This window comes from Bradyrhizobium sp. 154 (assembly GCF_023073875.1).
In the GTDB taxonomy this organism is placed as follows: Bacteria; Pseudomonadota; Alphaproteobacteria; order Rhizobiales; family Xanthobacteraceae; genus Bradyrhizobium.
The window spans coordinates 79671-93772 of the sequence record NZ_JADPKG010000058.1; the positions used below are offsets into that span (position 1 = coordinate 79671).

The following is a 14102-nucleotide window of genomic DNA, read 5'->3' on the forward strand; positions in this document are numbered from 1 at the left end:
TTCGGAACCTCCCCGCATGTCCGTTCTGTTTTCCCCGATCAAGCTGCGCGGCCTGACGTTGAAGAATCGCGTCGTGGTGTCGCCGATGTGCCAGTATTCGGCCGACGACGGCGTCGCCACCGACTGGCACTTCACCCACATCAACAATCTCAGCCTGTCGGGCGCGGCGATGTTCTGCATCGAGGCGACGCATGTCGAGGCGATCGGCCGCATCACGCCGGGCTGTCTCGGGCTCTACAGCGATGCCTGCGAAGCGGCCTTGAAGCCGATCCTCAATTCGGTGCGCAAATATTCCTCGACGGCCATCGCGATGCAGCTCGCCCATGCCGGCCGCAAAGCCTCCAGCGCGCGGCCCTGGGAGGGCGGCCAGCTGATTCCGGTTGAACACGGCGGCTGGCAGACGGTTGCGCCGTCGGCCGTGCCGCACAAGGAGGGCGAGGCCGCGCCGCTGGCGCTCGACGCCGCGGGCCTCAAACGCATCCGCAACGCCTTCGCCGACTCAGCAAAGCGCGCCGCCCGCCTCGGCATCGACGCGATCGAGGTGCACGGCGCGCACGGCTATCTCCTGCATCAGTTCCTGTCGCCGATCTCGAACCGGCGCACCGACGAATATGGCGGCAGCCTCGAAAACCGCATGCGCTTTCCGCTGGAGGTGTTCGATGCGGTGCGCGCCGCATTCCCTGCTGACAAGCCGGTCGGCATGCGGGTGTCGTCGACCGACTGGGTCGAGGGCGGCTGGGACCTGGCGCAGACCATCGCATTTGCGAAAGCGCTGAAGGCGCGCGGCGTCGACTGGATCGATGCCTCCTCCGGCGGCGTCTCGCCGCAGCAGAAGATTGCGCTCGGCCCCGGCTATCAGGTGCAGTTCGCAGAGGCGATCAAGCGCGAGACCGAATTGCCGACCATCGCCGTCGGCCTGATCAGCGAAGCCAGGCAAGCCGAGGAGATCGTTGCATCCGGCAAGGCCGACATGATCGCGCTCGCCCGCGGCATGCTTTACGACCCGCGCTGGGCCTGGCACGCGGCCGCCGAGCTCGGCGGCGAAGTCGAAGCCCCGCCGCAATATTGGCGCTCGCAGCCCTCGACGCAAAAGGCGCTGTTCGGCAGGACCACGTTCGGGGCGCGGTGATTTCTTCACCTCTCCCCGCATGCGGCGCCGCGTGCGGGGGAGTAAACTCACGCATCCGTAACCCCGCTCACCTTCCACCTCCCGCAAAACTGGCCTAACCTCCGTCCCCTCAACGGCTCACGGAGGCCGGCCATGCGTTTTGGTGTTCGCAAAACTGCCCATGTGTTCGAGCGCGTGGGTCTTGCGATGGCGGGCGCGGCGTGCGGATTGTTCGTCGGCGCCTATGTGGGATCGGCGATCCCCACGCTCACCACGCAGGGGTTCTTGCTGCTGATGATGGTGCTCGGCTTCATCGGCTTCTATATCGGGATCGACACGCCGCAAATGCCGTTCGACGAGGCGCACAGCCAGATCGACGCCGCGGAGTTTTTGAGCTCGGCCGGCACGCTCTGCGCCACGCTTACCGCGCTCGCCTCCGTCGCCGTCATCGTGCTCCGCCTCGATCCGCACATCGCCTGGACCTGGCTCGCTCTGCTCGGCTGGATCGGCGGTGTCGCCATGCAGATCGTCGCGGGGACGAAGGCGCGTATGCGGGCGTAGCGCGGCTCTTACCCTCCCCTCCAGGGGAGGGTAAGCGGGGCATCTCGGCCTTCGGCCCTAGAACACCACGCCCACCCGCGTGCCGCGCTTCCACGCGATGCGGCAGCGCTTCTTGGTGTTGACCTGCAAGAGCTCGAACCGATCGGGAATGCTCACCTGTCCGCCGAGATCGACGCAGGCCCCGCCGGGCGAATAGTCGATCAGCGTGCAGGGAATCACCGGCGCGCGCGGGTCGGTGATGATCTTGGCCTGGCGCGACACCAATCCCGAAGGTTTCACGCGGGCATATTTGCGCGGATACATTGGCACTCTCCTCCAATTCCGCAGATATCGCGGGGATCGGTTCCAATGTTGGAAGAGAGATGATGCGATCCCGCTAAAGCAGGCTTGAGAATTTTAACGAAAAGTAGCGGCGAAAGAACAAAGCGGCGGTAGCGGGCTGCCACCCTCCCCTGGAGGGGGAGGGTCGATCGCGCGCAGCGCGAGCGGGGTGGGGTGATCTCCCCACACGGACAGCGCTTGCGTGGAGAGACTGTCACCCCCCGTCTCACATTTCGCTCCGCTCCATGTGAGCCGACCCTCCCTCTCCAGGGGAGAGTGGCAGTATGCCCGCATCGTCTCCCCCATGCGGCCCCACCGGCATCGGCACGGTCACGTAACTCTTCGGCAGATTCACCGGCCGATAGTCCGGCCCCACCGCCATCCGCTTGACCACGCTCTCATGCACATGCGCGCCTTCCGGAATGACGCGCGGCTCGCTATCGGGAATGTAGAAGCCGAGCACCACCTTCCGCTCCGGCCACTCCTTGTACTTCGCGCGCTTCGGCAAATATTCCAGCAGCCGCCAAGCTGCCGTCATGGAATCGTGCAGCTCGCCCGTCTTCCCGGTAAAAGCAGGCGCGACATAGCTGAACGGCGAGTTCTTGCGCTGAATGCCGAAGGCGAGCTGGTTCACCGTGCGCGGGTTGAAGTTCAGCCCCGCCTTTGCGGCCTCCTCGATCATCCACAGCAGCGGATATTTCGACTGCCCGCTCTCGGCTTCCGGATAGCCGCCGCCGACGTCGCCATGCACGCCGGCGAACCACACCTGCAGAATGTCCTGCGGCACCTTCTTCTCGTCCGGCACATAGCGGTTGCTCCAGAACTCCTGCGGCGCGTCATACGCCTTGAGGCGGAACATGCAGCGCCGCTCGTCGATCGCGATCGCCTGCCGGAAGATTTTGACGCTGGGATTGCGCAGCGTGAAGGCGAGCTCCTCGAAGCTCGGCCAATACAGCCGGTCGGCGCGGGGCACGATCACGCTCGCCACGGTATCCCAGACGCCGATGAAGTGGATGGTCGGCCAGCGCGTCGAGGTGATGCGCGCGAACTGCGCTGCGAGGTCGAATTGGTCTTTCGGTAGCGGCCCCTGATCGTCGAAAGTGACGTCGCTGAGGTCCTCGACGTCGTTGCCGCGCCCGGTGCCGGAATATTGCTTGTAGGCGATGAGGCCGCTGCCCGCGAGGTTCACCTGCTCCGGCGAGACCAGCCCGAGCTTGTGGATCAGCCCCGCCAGCACCCGCACGGTATAGGCACCGCGCGAGAAGCCGAACAGGTAGATCTTGTCTCCGGCTGCGTAATGCTGAACCAGGAAGCAATAGGCGCTGAGCACGTTGTGATCGAGCCCATAGCCGGTGGCGAGCCCCAGCACCATATTGATATTGGCCTTCCAGCGATGCCACGTCGTCGGCTCCGTCACCGTGCCGACTCCCGGATCGTAAAACACCATCTGCCGCGGCTGCGTCTTGTCGGTCTTGCGCAGGCAGCGATAGAGCTTCAGGACGTTGGAGATGTTCTCGCTGATCTCGTTGCCGGTGCCGTCACAGCAGATGACGAGGTTTTTCGGCTCGGGTTTGCGGTCGGTGCTGGCTGCATGCTCCATGGGATGCGCCTCCGGGTGATGCGACTGCAGTATAGCGGAAATGGATGGCAGCGAGGAGACGAAGCCGGCGCCGCCGGCGTGGTGCCTCATTTATCTTCTGTTGACATTAACCACTTGTTAACCATGCCGTCGCCTAATGTGGACGAGTGGGGGATCACCATGTCGGCCCATGTGACGCGACCGAAGTTGATGCCTGTTTCGGCCCGTCCAGCCTTTGCTGAGCTTGCCAGGCTGGCGGTTCGCGCCACGGCCGTCCTACGGACCAAAACGGCTGTCGTACGGAGCAAAGCCATGTTTGGAAAGGACGACTTAGTGGACAATCTCAGCCGCGATCTCGAGCGCGCGCGCGGAAGACGCGATGCACTCGCATCCGAAGCCACGACCCTGACGGCCCAGATCGCCGAAATTGAAGCCCGCCTTTCGGAGGAGAAGAAAAGGCGGGAGCGTGAGCGCGTTTTGGTCGAGATCGAAGCGATCAAAACCCGAATCAAGCAAGCCGCCGGCGCGTTTGCGCCCGTCGTCGATGGCCTCTCCAAGGCGATCGAATCGGCTGCGGCAATCGTGCCCGAGGCGCGCGAGCTCAATAGTTTCCTGGTGTCGGTGGCGACCGAAATCGACAGTGTGCTCGATCCTCTGTTGCGCGAACTGGATCAGCGCGCGGATGCGGTGCGAACCGGCCACGTCGCGCTGGACCTCCCGAGTTCGCCCGATGAACCTGCCATCGAGCTGCCGAAAGACAGCAACGAACGCCTGCTTCGTTTTCCGGCATGGCTGTCCCGCGACAAGGAGACGGACAAGAAGGAAACACCGGAGAGCCCGCGCAGCACGGCAGCGTGAACTGGCGGCTGGCTTCCTTGCGCATCCTTCGAGACGCCCGCCTTCGGCGGGCTCCTCAGGATGAGGTCTCGTTTCGCGGCGAGCTATCAGACCCTCATGGTGAGGAGCCCGCCACTCATCCGGCAGCCTCCAACTCTCATATGCGATAGCCTTCTCTGCAAGCCGCTCCGTCATCGAGCTGACGAAAGACAGCAACGAACGCCTGCTACGTTTTCCGGCGTGGCTGTCCCGCGATAAGGAGTCGGAAGAAGGAAACACAGGAGGGCCCCCGCAGCACGGCAGCGTGAACCTGGCGGGTGGCTTCCTTGCGGCGCATCCTTCGAGACGCCCGCCGTCGGCGGGCTCCACAGGATGAGGTCTCGTTTGGCGGCGCGATATCAAACCCTCATGGTGAGGAGCCCGCCAAAGCGGGCGTCTCGAACCATGCAGGCCGAACTCATCCGGCAGCCTCCAACTGTCATATGCGATAGCCTTCTCCGCAAGCCGCTCCGTCATTCCGGGGTGCGCCTCTTGGCGCGAGCCCGAGAATCCATTGCTCAACAATCACCGCGGTTCGATGCATGCTCAGATGCGCCATGGCGCATCATAGCTCGCGATGTCGTCGCGCCCCGGTGACGACCGTAACTCCCTCCTGCCACCGTTCAGTTGGCGGCGCGGCGCAGGAAGGCCGGGACGTCGAGAACGGCCTCGTCGGGCGCATTGCGCATAGCGGTGCGGCCGTAAGGATCGAGCGGCCGGTCGGCCGGCTGGCGTGCATGTTCCAGGCTCGGCCTTGCCGGCGGCCCCACCGGGTGGTGCGGCTGCGGGCGGAGCGGCGGACTTTCCACCTGCGCAAGGGGCGCACTGCGCTCGATGCGATCGGCGATACGGCGGCCGTCGTTGCGCAGCCTGCCGGCGAGCTGCGTGAGGGCGGTCTCCACCGGCTGCGCCTGCTGCGCCGGGTCGAGATTATCGATTCCGGTCGCCACCACCGAGACGCGGACGATGCCTTCGAGGCTGTCATCAAACGACGCGCCGACGATGATGTTGGCGTCCGGGTCGGCCTCGTCGCGAATGCGGGTCGCGGCTTCGTCGACCTCGTACAGCATGAGATCCTTGCCGCCGGTGATGGAGATGATGAGGCCACTGGCGCGCTTGATCGAGGGATTCTCGATCAATGGATTGGAGATCGCGGCCACGGCGGCGGCAAGCACGCGCTTCTCGCCGGAAGCCTCGCCCCGTCCCATCATGGCCTTGCCCTTCTCCTTCATGACGGAGAGGACGTCGGCAAAATCGAGGTTGATCAGGCCTTCCTTGACGATGAGGTCGCTGATGCAGGCGACGCCCGAATAAAGCACCTGGTCGGCAAGGGCGAAGGCATCGGCGAATGTGGTCTTCTCGCTGGCCACCCGGAACAGGTTCTGGTTCGGGATGATCAGGAGCGTGTCGACCGTCTTCAGCAGCTCCTCGATGCCGGCTTCGGCAAAGCGCATGCGGCGCTGGCCCTCGAAGTAGAACGGCTTGGTGACCACGCCGATCGTGAGAATGCCAAGCTCGCGTGCGATCCTGGCGACGATGGGGGCAGCCCCGGTGCCGGTGCCGCCGCCCATGCCGGCCGTCACGAACACCATGTGCGCGCCGGTCAATTGATCGCGAATCGTATCGATCGCCTCTTCGGCTGCGGCGCGGCCCAATTCCGGCTGCGAGCCGGCGCCGAGGCCTGCGGTCACCTGTGTGCCGAGCTGGATCAGGCGCCTCGCCTTCGACATCGCAAGCGCCTGCGCGTCGGTGTTGGCGACCACGAACTCGACCCCTTGCAGCCCGGCTGTGATCATGTTGTTGACCGCATTGCCGCCGGCGCCGCCCACGCCAAACACGACAATGCGGGCCTTCATTTCGTGGATATCGGTGGTGCCAGTCATACTTCCCTCGTGATTGCTCCGGCAAGCCGGGGATGGAGATGAGTCTCGAGTGTTACCTGCGAGCCGCCCGGTCTGCCTGCACGATCGCAGCGGCCAGATGTCCCAATCGAAGCGCGGCTTGCCCCGCGATCGTGCCGCCCGCCCGGCGACCGGCCTGGAGAACCGCCACTTCGTCTTCCAGTCGTGCCGCCCACGCATTGGCGGCGGTCGTCTCGGCGGCCGCCTGCGTCAGCTCGACGGCCAGGCGATCGGCACGTTCGCGCTCGCGCTCGAATACTGCCCTGTAGGCGGTTGCGACGGCCTCGAGCCGCGCCACCTCCGCCTTGAAGGCCTGGATCTTGATGGCCTCGATCTTCGCCAGGGAGACATCGATCGGGTCTGCCCGGCGGACGCGTCGTGGGCGGGGTGTGTAGCGGAGCTCGGCGAAATCGACCCTGACCAGGGCCTTGCCGTCCTCCGACCGCGAGCGCGGCAAATGGCGGCGTCGCGCAAGCGAACGCGCGGCCTCTCGGGAGATGTCGAGGCGGGCACTGAGATCGGCATACGTCAACAATGCAACGCACATCGGCGCTTCTCCTGGAGCGAACCGGGACGGCATTTCGGGCTAATGATGGCTGGACGATTACCGCAGGCTAGGCTGCGTTGGTTAATGCACGGTTAACGCGCGAGGGGTGTTGTTTACAAGTGCCGTCACCGTGCCGACCGCGGATTTTCAGGACGTTGGAGATGTTCTCGCTGATCTCGTTGCCAGTACCGTCACAGCAGATGATGAGGTTTTCGGCTCGGGTTTGCGGTCGGTGTTGGGTGCGTGCTCCACGGAATGCGCCTCCGGGTGATGCTATCTGGGCAAGTATAGCGGAAAATGGGGAAAATTGGACAACACGCATTTGCTAGCTGGGTCGAGAACAATGAATCTACATAACGTACCGCGCAATTCCAGTTACCCCTAGAGCACCATCATAGGCAAACGTGACGCTGTGCCGGGCACGAGAAACTCCGACATACATTTTCGAGGCCGACTTTTCCACGTGTCTGATGTCGCCACTAGCCAGCCAAGATTTGGCGAGCTTGTGCGGAAATATTAGGACTCGTTCAAAGGTGAGTCCTTTCGATTCGCCAAAATTCATCGCCTCGTAGCCGTGGCAATCTGTCTTGACATCCAGGCGGAGTACTTGCGGTCGGAATCTTTCAAGGTAGGCTGCTATATCGCTGTTATTAACGGCAAAGACTCCGTCGTGGCCGATTAGCTTATCGTTGAGTGATCTCGTCTTGGGCTCCCGCGGAAAGAAACCATCGGCAATATCGGCAATGCCCTGATTGCAGCGATGGGTCTCGGCTTGGTAGGTGGTCTTGCATAGTTTGAGTTTTTCCCACTCTCGAACTTTCTTAATGACCTTGATGCCGGAATAGGCGCTGTTCCTAACGGAGTTGTTTGTGCGAAATGTTGCCTGTCGGTGGTCACCAACAAGGTTCACTTGTACGCGTGAGCGCAAAATCAACTCGATTAAATCGAGATCATAGCCGGCGAGATCCTGAAATTCGTCGATGTAGATCATATCAAAGCGCTCTTCCAGCCTGCGGATCACGGCGCCGGCGGACGCTTCGTTGCAGGCGAGTACAAACTGCGCGATCTTGTCGGAGTAGATAAGGCCCTGATTTCCGAAGTAGAAACGTTTGATCTCAGTCTGCTTGGCGTATCTGTCAGATCGCCCTTGAGTCCAATGAACTCCTCGTATCCGAGAGCCGATTAGGCTCGATTGATAGGGTCGAGCAAGTTCGCGGAGCAGAAAGGAGTACCATGACCATACTTCTACATGTGCTGGGATGCAGCGATTGATTTGATAGATCTTCCCTTTGATCTCAGCGACATTATTTTGGGTATAAGTTACTAGAGCGCAGCGCCTTGTGGTCTCTCCAAGGGCTTCGGTGACAATTCTAGTGGTTTTTCCTCCGCCGGCAGCGGATACCACCACGTTATTCATGGACAACATTTTTGATGTAGGTCGGAATCGTCCAACAATGGTCAGTCTCGAAGAATTTTAGAGCGCATTCAGTCTTGTTGTCGGCCATGTAAGAGAGCAAATCCTCCGCGGTCTGGAATGACTTTCCAATAATGGAATTGACGATGTCCAGGCCATTGCTCTTGACCAATTGCGGCTCCAGCGTCTTCGCTGTCTCATCCTTGTCATATTCGAACTCGACTGAAGGGAAATTGAAGTAGTCTTTGTACCTCTTTTCAAGTCTGCTGACGTCTCCGTCGTTATCAGTAACGACATCTACGTCGATGGAAAGAAGAGCTGCGATATCTATGAAACGCTTAAAGGCGAGGGAGCTTACCGAGATCACGTCTACTCCCATCGCGAGGGGCATCTTGCCAAAGCGCATTAGAAATGCCTTTTGAACGATGAGTTCGTCGGAGGGGCCTTCAACTAAGATCGCCCGCTTTGCCAAGATGAGCCGAAGGGTGTCGTATCCTGGCAGCTTCATGAAGTAATTGTACGTGTCTTTGGGTAGATCCTTTAGAGGTCTTGCATTGCCCGACCTGAACAGAAATACAGAATCCATTCCAAGCTTGTTCAACACAAAGCTGCTGTGAGTTGTCAGTACTAGTTGTCGACCACTTAATCTGGTCGAGATGTGGCTGATGAGAATGCTTAAGTTCGAAAACGAGAGGTGGTTTTCTGGTTCTTCAATAAGAAATACGTGTGACTGCGCTGAGGCTTCCATCGCGAGTTTGATTTTAACGCTGTTTTGCTCCCCCTTACCTACAAGCGGCATCGGAATGTCATCAAGGTGAGGAACGACGCTCAGCTCCCAGCTTGCTCGCGACGATGTATCCAAGGAAATCGACAGTGTCTTCTGAGATACGATTCCCTTCTTTTGGTCGAGCGATCCATTTATTTCACGCACCCGCTCGTCCGTGAGAAATTCGTCCTTCATCAATCGATATGAGAGAGCGAGATCGACCTGCTCCTTTTTACTCAGGCCGTCCTTAACAAGATCAAGAACGTAGCGACTTGCTGCGGAGTTGTTTCTTATCGTGCTGGCATCAATGAAGCTGGATTTGATCGGTATCGATCTCGCTGTAATGTCGTTGTCAGCAAAGTCGCGCCATCGCACGACATAGTATTCGACAGGTATCGTTCTTATAATTGTCGGGTCTGCTACGTACTCGGCATATTCTTCCTGATATTCTTCGTTGAACTCAATCAATAACTTTACGCCAGCGGCGTCCTGCCGCAGCGAATTGTTCTTTCCCCTAAATCTTGCGATCCCTGGGTCATCAAGAAAGTAGAGTTCGATTAGGATCGTTGGCGGAGCCTTGGAAAACATACTGCCAAAAGATTTGACATATTGCCTCACCGCTTCGGCGTTGAAGAGGTGTGGGTGGAGTTCGGCTTGAATGGGGCGACCGTTTAACTGTCCGGACAATGCTAGGTGAATTGCTTCTAGGAAAGTCGATTTCCCGCACTCGTTGTCGCCAACAATTATGTTCAGGTGCTCGTTCAGCGTAACTTGGCTATTAGATAAGCAGCGGTAGTTCTTGATGATGACTTTGGATATCTTCACGATGTCTGCCACTCAAAGTGGGCTTCGTCGAAACGACTATTGGCGTAAAGAATTCGTTGCTTCAACAATGCGCGTAATGCCGTCGTTCTGCCCATAATATTGAATAGTCCGAAAGATTGTTGGGATTCCCAAGGCCATCAATGTTACGAGACCTTGGCCGACCTGCAATTCATGATGACTGTGATCGGGATTCTCATAGGAGGCCGATGCCACCTTGTTGGTCCCGATATCGCGAAAGCAGAGAATAACTGGCTTTCCGTTGGATTCTGCTAACTGGAGTTCGATGCCAAGACCGGTGGATGGAAAGCTGGCTTCAGCGATGACTAGATCAGCCTCTTCCACCATTGCTCGATCCCAAAGATAGCAAAGTCGAGCTCGCTCGGTTTCCGGTTTTGTGGCGAGTTGAGGGTCACTGTTTACGAGGGCGTACTTGACTGCTGCGGTTGGATCATTCTCCCGGAGTCTTTTGGCTAACTCGTGAATAAAGGCGACATGCTCGTCAAACAGCGAGCGCGGAACGTGGGTCAGAGCGCACGCGATGTAGATATTCATCAGCTCGCTGCCCGGATGTTTGGAACTAGGAATTGAATGCCTGTTAGCTCCGATGCAATCTCGTCGATGAACTGTTCAGCAGACATCTGAATAAATTCGCTTAGTAACCAATTCTTCTGTCCAGCTAGGAGGGATGCCATCTGCGGCGGATTATAACGGCTGATCTCGCTGAGCCGGTGCATCGCGCCTAAGATGAGCGTAGGCAGTTGGCGTTCAATGCGCTTTGGGCCGCGCGTTCGAGACCTGATGTACCAAAGTGGCTCCGTGCCGTTTATAAAGAATAACTCGCTGCGCAGGCTCTGGTTTAGATCGGCAATGTTGGCTAGAGCCCTCGCGCCCAACTTACCGGGCTTTTGGCAGGCCGCGGAGGCTACAGACCGAATTGCCCGAGGGCCAAACTTCTCGTCGGCAACAAAAAGGACTGGGAGTCGCTTAACGGCCGTCGCGAAGGGAATGTTCTTCGTAATGTCTGCGCGAAAATATACTTGCTTGGATGGCCTATCTGCAACGAAACCGCAGTTAGCGATTGGAATAAACATTTCGGATTGCGATGTATAGGTTAGGCAATAGGTTCGGTGTATGAAAACCATGTTGAAGAATAGTTCTTGAAGAGTGTGAGTCTTGTTGGTTTCGGATTCTTGGTAGTAAGTCGACAGGCTTGGCAATACTCCATGTTGCTGGATTTTGATGCCAAGGTGATTGAGAGAGGAACTTCCTCGTTGCGAGGCCGGAGTGTGCTCTGAAACGCCGTGACGTTCGTTAAATACAATTCCCTTGGCTGATAGAAGCGCCTTCGTTGCATTCAAGAAAGAATAGTAAAGCAGCAGAGGTGCCGATTGAGGAGGAAGGCCGAGGGATACCTTGTGGAATTCCTGCGCTTGCTGCCAATAGAGGAGTGCCTTGTCCTTGCCTCCTCTCTTGAGCCACAAGGCAACGTATGTCCACGGGCTGTTCGTCAGAACATTTCGAGCTCCAATTACCGGAGCAATTATTGCCTTATGAGGCGGAATCGCTCGCCCTCTAAACTTTATCTGAAGTAGGTCCTTTGAGATATCGTCCATTGCTCTATCTGATTCGAGGCGCAGTTAGCTTACGCCGCGCTCTGTAGTTGCAGAAGAGCAAAGCTTCCCAAACAAAAACGGCCGGATCTTCCGATCCGGCCGCAACGCAACTCTACTGGCTAAGCCTACGCCACGCGACGCAACTTAGCCCCCGCCCAATTCTGAAATCTTAGCTCGCCTTCTTCGCCGGCGCGTCGCCGACCTTTTTCTGGATGGCGCGCTTCAGCTCGAGGGCGCGCGGCGACAGGACGTCGGCGCTGGCCTTGAGCAGGAAGGCATCTAAGCCGCCATTATGGTCGACGCTCTTGACCGCGTTGGTGGAGACGCGCAGGCGCACGTTGCGCTCCAGGGCTTCCGAGATGAACGTCACGTTGACGAGGTTCGGCAGGAAGCGACGCTTGGTCTTGATGTTGGAGTGGCTGACCTTGTGGCCGACGAGGGGGCCCTTGGCCGTCAGTTCGCAGCGGCGAGACATGGTAGAAATCCTCAGGTTCGAGCCCCCCACGATTTGCGGCCGCCATTCGGGGCGCCACGGGGGCAAATTCTTTCGTCCTTGCAGGGAGCGGGCGGACGTATAGGGGGGAAGGGGCGGGACGTCAAGGCGACGGGCCGTTTTTGGCCCGTCGTCCCGGGGCGCGGGGAGCGCGAACCCGGGATCTCGCGCGGCACCCGCGGTGCGCTCCCTCCCCCGCGCGCGGGGGAGGGTTGGGGAGAGGGCTGTCTCCGCGGAGGGGCAGTCGCGACAGTGCCCCCAAAGGAGAGAGCCCTCACCCGCGCTTCGCGCGACCTCTCCCGCAAGCGGGAGAGGTGACCGCGCCCGCGACCACACCTTCCCCGATCACCAAAAGGGCAATGATCGGAACGCCTTACCATCACATAAAGGGCGTATTCGCGGCCGAAGAGTCCTGGGGAGTTCCGCCGCTTTTGGCGCCCAGCACATTGTTTGCCGCTGTTTTTGGCTTAACTAACAAGGCCTGACGGCCCCATTGGATGGCTTCGTGAATATCCTGACCTCTCATCCGCCGCGGCGGCGCGCCGGCCAGTTGGCCCTGGCGGCGCTGTGCGGGCTCGCCTTGGCGTGGGGGGCGGCGCCGGCAGCGGCGCAAGGCAAGCTCGAGGCGCAATATGAGGCGACGTTATCAGGCATTCCCGTCGGCAAGGGCGCCTGGAACATCGACATCCAGGACGACGTGTTCGCCGCCGCGGCCTCCGGCGGCACCACGGGGCTGCTGAAATCGTTCGCGGGTGGCTCGGGCACCGGCGCCTCGCAGGGCCGCGTCGTCAACGGCGCGCTGGTTGCGACCGGCTATCAGGCCTCCACCACCACCTCGAAGAAGACCGAAGAGATCCGCATCACGCTCGACAAGGGCAATGTGAAGGATTTTGCGATCCTGCCGGAGCCGCCGGTCGACCCCGATCGCATCGTCGTCACCGAAGCGCATCGCCGCGGCGTCTGGGACCCGATGACGGCCTCGCTGCTGCGCGTGCCCGGCAATGGCGATCCGGTGTCGCCGGAAGCCTGCCATAACAGCGCGCCCGTCTTCGACGGCCGCATGCGCTACGACTTGAAACTCGATTTCAAGCGCATGGAGAGCGTGAAGGCCGAGAAGGGATACAAGGGCCCGGTCGTGGTCTGCGCGCTCTATTTCGTGCCCGTGGCCGGCTACATCCCCGACCGCCCCGTAATCAAATACCTCGCCGCCCAGCGCAACATCGAGATCGCCTTTGCGCCGGTGGCGGGAACGCGCATCCTGGTCCCGTTCTGGCTGAAAGTGCCGACGCCCTTGGGGCCTGCGATGCTGGAAGCGACGAGCTTCATCACCTCCCCCCAGCCGCCACGCGTCGCCAAGACGCAGTAGCAGTTCTTAACCCTCCCCTGGAGGGGAGGGTCGGCGCACATGAGCGCAGCGAAATGTGCGACGGGGTGGGGTGATCTCTCCCCACGGGCGCTGTGCCGGGCGGAAAGATCACCCCACCCCGCTCGCGCTGCGCGCGATCGACCACGGGCGAGCTACGCTCGTCCCGGACCCCTCCAGGGGAGGGTAAGAACGTATGAGATATCAATGACTTCCCTACTGTGCATGGGGTTGTTTTCGCATTTTTGTTTTGGCAGGTCGGGGAACCTGGAATCCATTTGACTCCCGCCCGATTCTGATTCGACTCCCCGCCGCCCCAGCTTTAAGGAATCCGTCATCAAATCGTCGCTTGTACGGCAGCCCGAGCCTTCATCTAGTGCGCACCTGTGGCGAGTCCCGCGACATGTTGCGTGAACGGAACGGGACGCAATCGGGAGTCAGCGATTCGGCCGCGATTCGTTCTAGAGTCGTTCCGAAGCTTAAGGCGAGCGGGAAAAGCGTCGCAAACTGAGACAGTTGCGCGAGGTTGGGAAGACTGCTCCGCGCTCGCTGTCATCGCCCGGCTTGACCGGGCGATCCAGTACGCCGAGGCGGTCGTGGTTGAGCCGATGAGCCACGGCGTGCCACATGCCCCGGTCAAGCCGGGGCATGACAGCGGAGCGCGTGGTGGCGTTCGGAGACATCGCTGACACCTGATCGCCTCATCGCCTCAAACAGCACTGACATTCGCCCAAA

At 60.0% G+C, this 14102-nt stretch carries 13 protein-coding genes; 4 read left to right on the forward strand and 9 right to left on the reverse strand.

Features of this window, described 5'->3' with window-relative positions; genetic code table 11:
- Positions 1–16 precede the first annotated feature (16 nt).
- Together IVA92_RS15845 and IVA92_RS15850 are read left to right on the forward strand one after the other, a co-directional pair.
- A complete protein-coding gene (locus tag IVA92_RS15845) occupies positions 17–1129 on the forward strand; it encodes an NADH:flavin oxidoreductase/NADH oxidase (RefSeq protein WP_247450037.1) in 1113 nt (370 codons plus the stop codon).
- A gap of 132 nt (positions 1130–1261) precedes the next feature.
- Positions 1262–1669 carry a hypothetical protein gene (locus IVA92_RS15850; protein ID WP_247276304.1) on the forward strand — a complete coding sequence of 136 codons (408 nt, stop codon included), beginning with the start codon at positions 1262–1264 and terminating at the stop codon, positions 1667–1669.
- Between the two features lie 57 nt (positions 1670–1726).
- On the opposite strand, the gene IVA92_RS15855 is transcribed toward IVA92_RS15850, so the two are convergent.
- On the reverse strand, positions 1727–1972 hold the full coding sequence (locus IVA92_RS15855) for a PilZ domain-containing protein (RefSeq protein WP_247276305.1): 246 nt from the start codon (positions 1970–1972) through the stop codon (positions 1727–1729).
- A 244-nt stretch (positions 1973–2216) separates the two neighbouring features.
- Entirely contained in the window at positions 2217–3590 is a 1374-nt protein-coding gene (locus tag IVA92_RS15860) for a DUF2235 domain-containing protein (RefSeq protein WP_247276441.1), read from the reverse strand.
- 291 nt (positions 3591–3881) lie between these two features.
- On the opposite strand from IVA92_RS15860, the gene IVA92_RS15865 reads away from it, so the two are divergent.
- Complete coding sequence (locus tag IVA92_RS15865; RefSeq protein WP_247473480.1) at positions 3882–4427, forward strand: hypothetical protein; 546 nt, start codon at positions 3882–3884, stop codon at positions 4425–4427.
- Between the two features lie 641 nt (positions 4428–5068).
- On the opposite strand, the gene ftsZ is transcribed toward IVA92_RS15865, so the two are convergent.
- The 7 genes from ftsZ to rpmB form a co-directional block, all read right to left on the reverse strand.
- On the reverse strand, positions 5069–6328 hold the full coding sequence (ftsZ, locus tag IVA92_RS15870; protein ID WP_247276307.1) for a cell division protein FtsZ: 1260 nt from the start codon (positions 6326–6328) through the stop codon (positions 5069–5071).
- A 52-nt stretch (positions 6329–6380) separates the two neighbouring features.
- The gene (locus tag IVA92_RS15875) at positions 6381–6893 is read right to left on the reverse strand and encodes a hypothetical protein (protein ID WP_247276308.1); all 513 of its coding nucleotides are present in this window, start codon (positions 6891–6893) and stop codon (positions 6381–6383) included.
- Between the two features lie 349 nt (positions 6894–7242).
- On the reverse strand, positions 7243–8310 hold the full coding sequence (locus IVA92_RS15885; RefSeq protein ID WP_247276309.1) for a UvrD-helicase domain-containing protein: 1068 nt from the start codon (positions 8308–8310) through the stop codon (positions 7243–7245).
- Positions 8303–9910, reverse strand: coding sequence for an AAA family ATPase (locus IVA92_RS36035; RefSeq protein ID WP_247276310.1), 1608 nt, complete (start codon positions 9908–9910; stop codon positions 8303–8305). The genes IVA92_RS15885 and IVA92_RS36035 overlap by 8 nt, the downstream gene beginning before the upstream one ends.
- Positions 9911–9934: 24 nt before the next feature.
- Positions 9935–10450, reverse strand: a complete 516-nt coding sequence (locus IVA92_RS15895) for a nucleoside 2-deoxyribosyltransferase (protein WP_247276311.1) — start codon at positions 10448–10450, stop codon at positions 9935–9937.
- A complete protein-coding gene (locus IVA92_RS15900) occupies positions 10450–11511 on the reverse strand; it encodes a YaaC family protein (protein ID WP_247276312.1) in 1062 nt (353 codons plus the stop codon). The genes IVA92_RS15895 and IVA92_RS15900 overlap by 1 nt, the downstream gene beginning before the upstream one ends.
- A gap of 169 nt (positions 11512–11680) precedes the next feature.
- The gene (rpmB, locus tag IVA92_RS15905) at positions 11681–11986 is read right to left on the reverse strand and encodes a 50S ribosomal protein L28 (protein WP_247276313.1); all 306 of its coding nucleotides are present in this window, start codon (positions 11984–11986) and stop codon (positions 11681–11683) included.
- A 574-nt stretch (positions 11987–12560) separates the two neighbouring features.
- Here rpmB and IVA92_RS15910 point away from each other — a divergent pair.
- Positions 12561–13370 (forward strand): DUF3108 domain-containing protein, encoded by an 810-nt coding sequence (locus IVA92_RS15910; protein WP_247276442.1) that lies wholly within the window; start codon positions 12561–12563, stop codon positions 13368–13370.
- Positions 13371–14102: the final 732 nt, after the last annotated feature.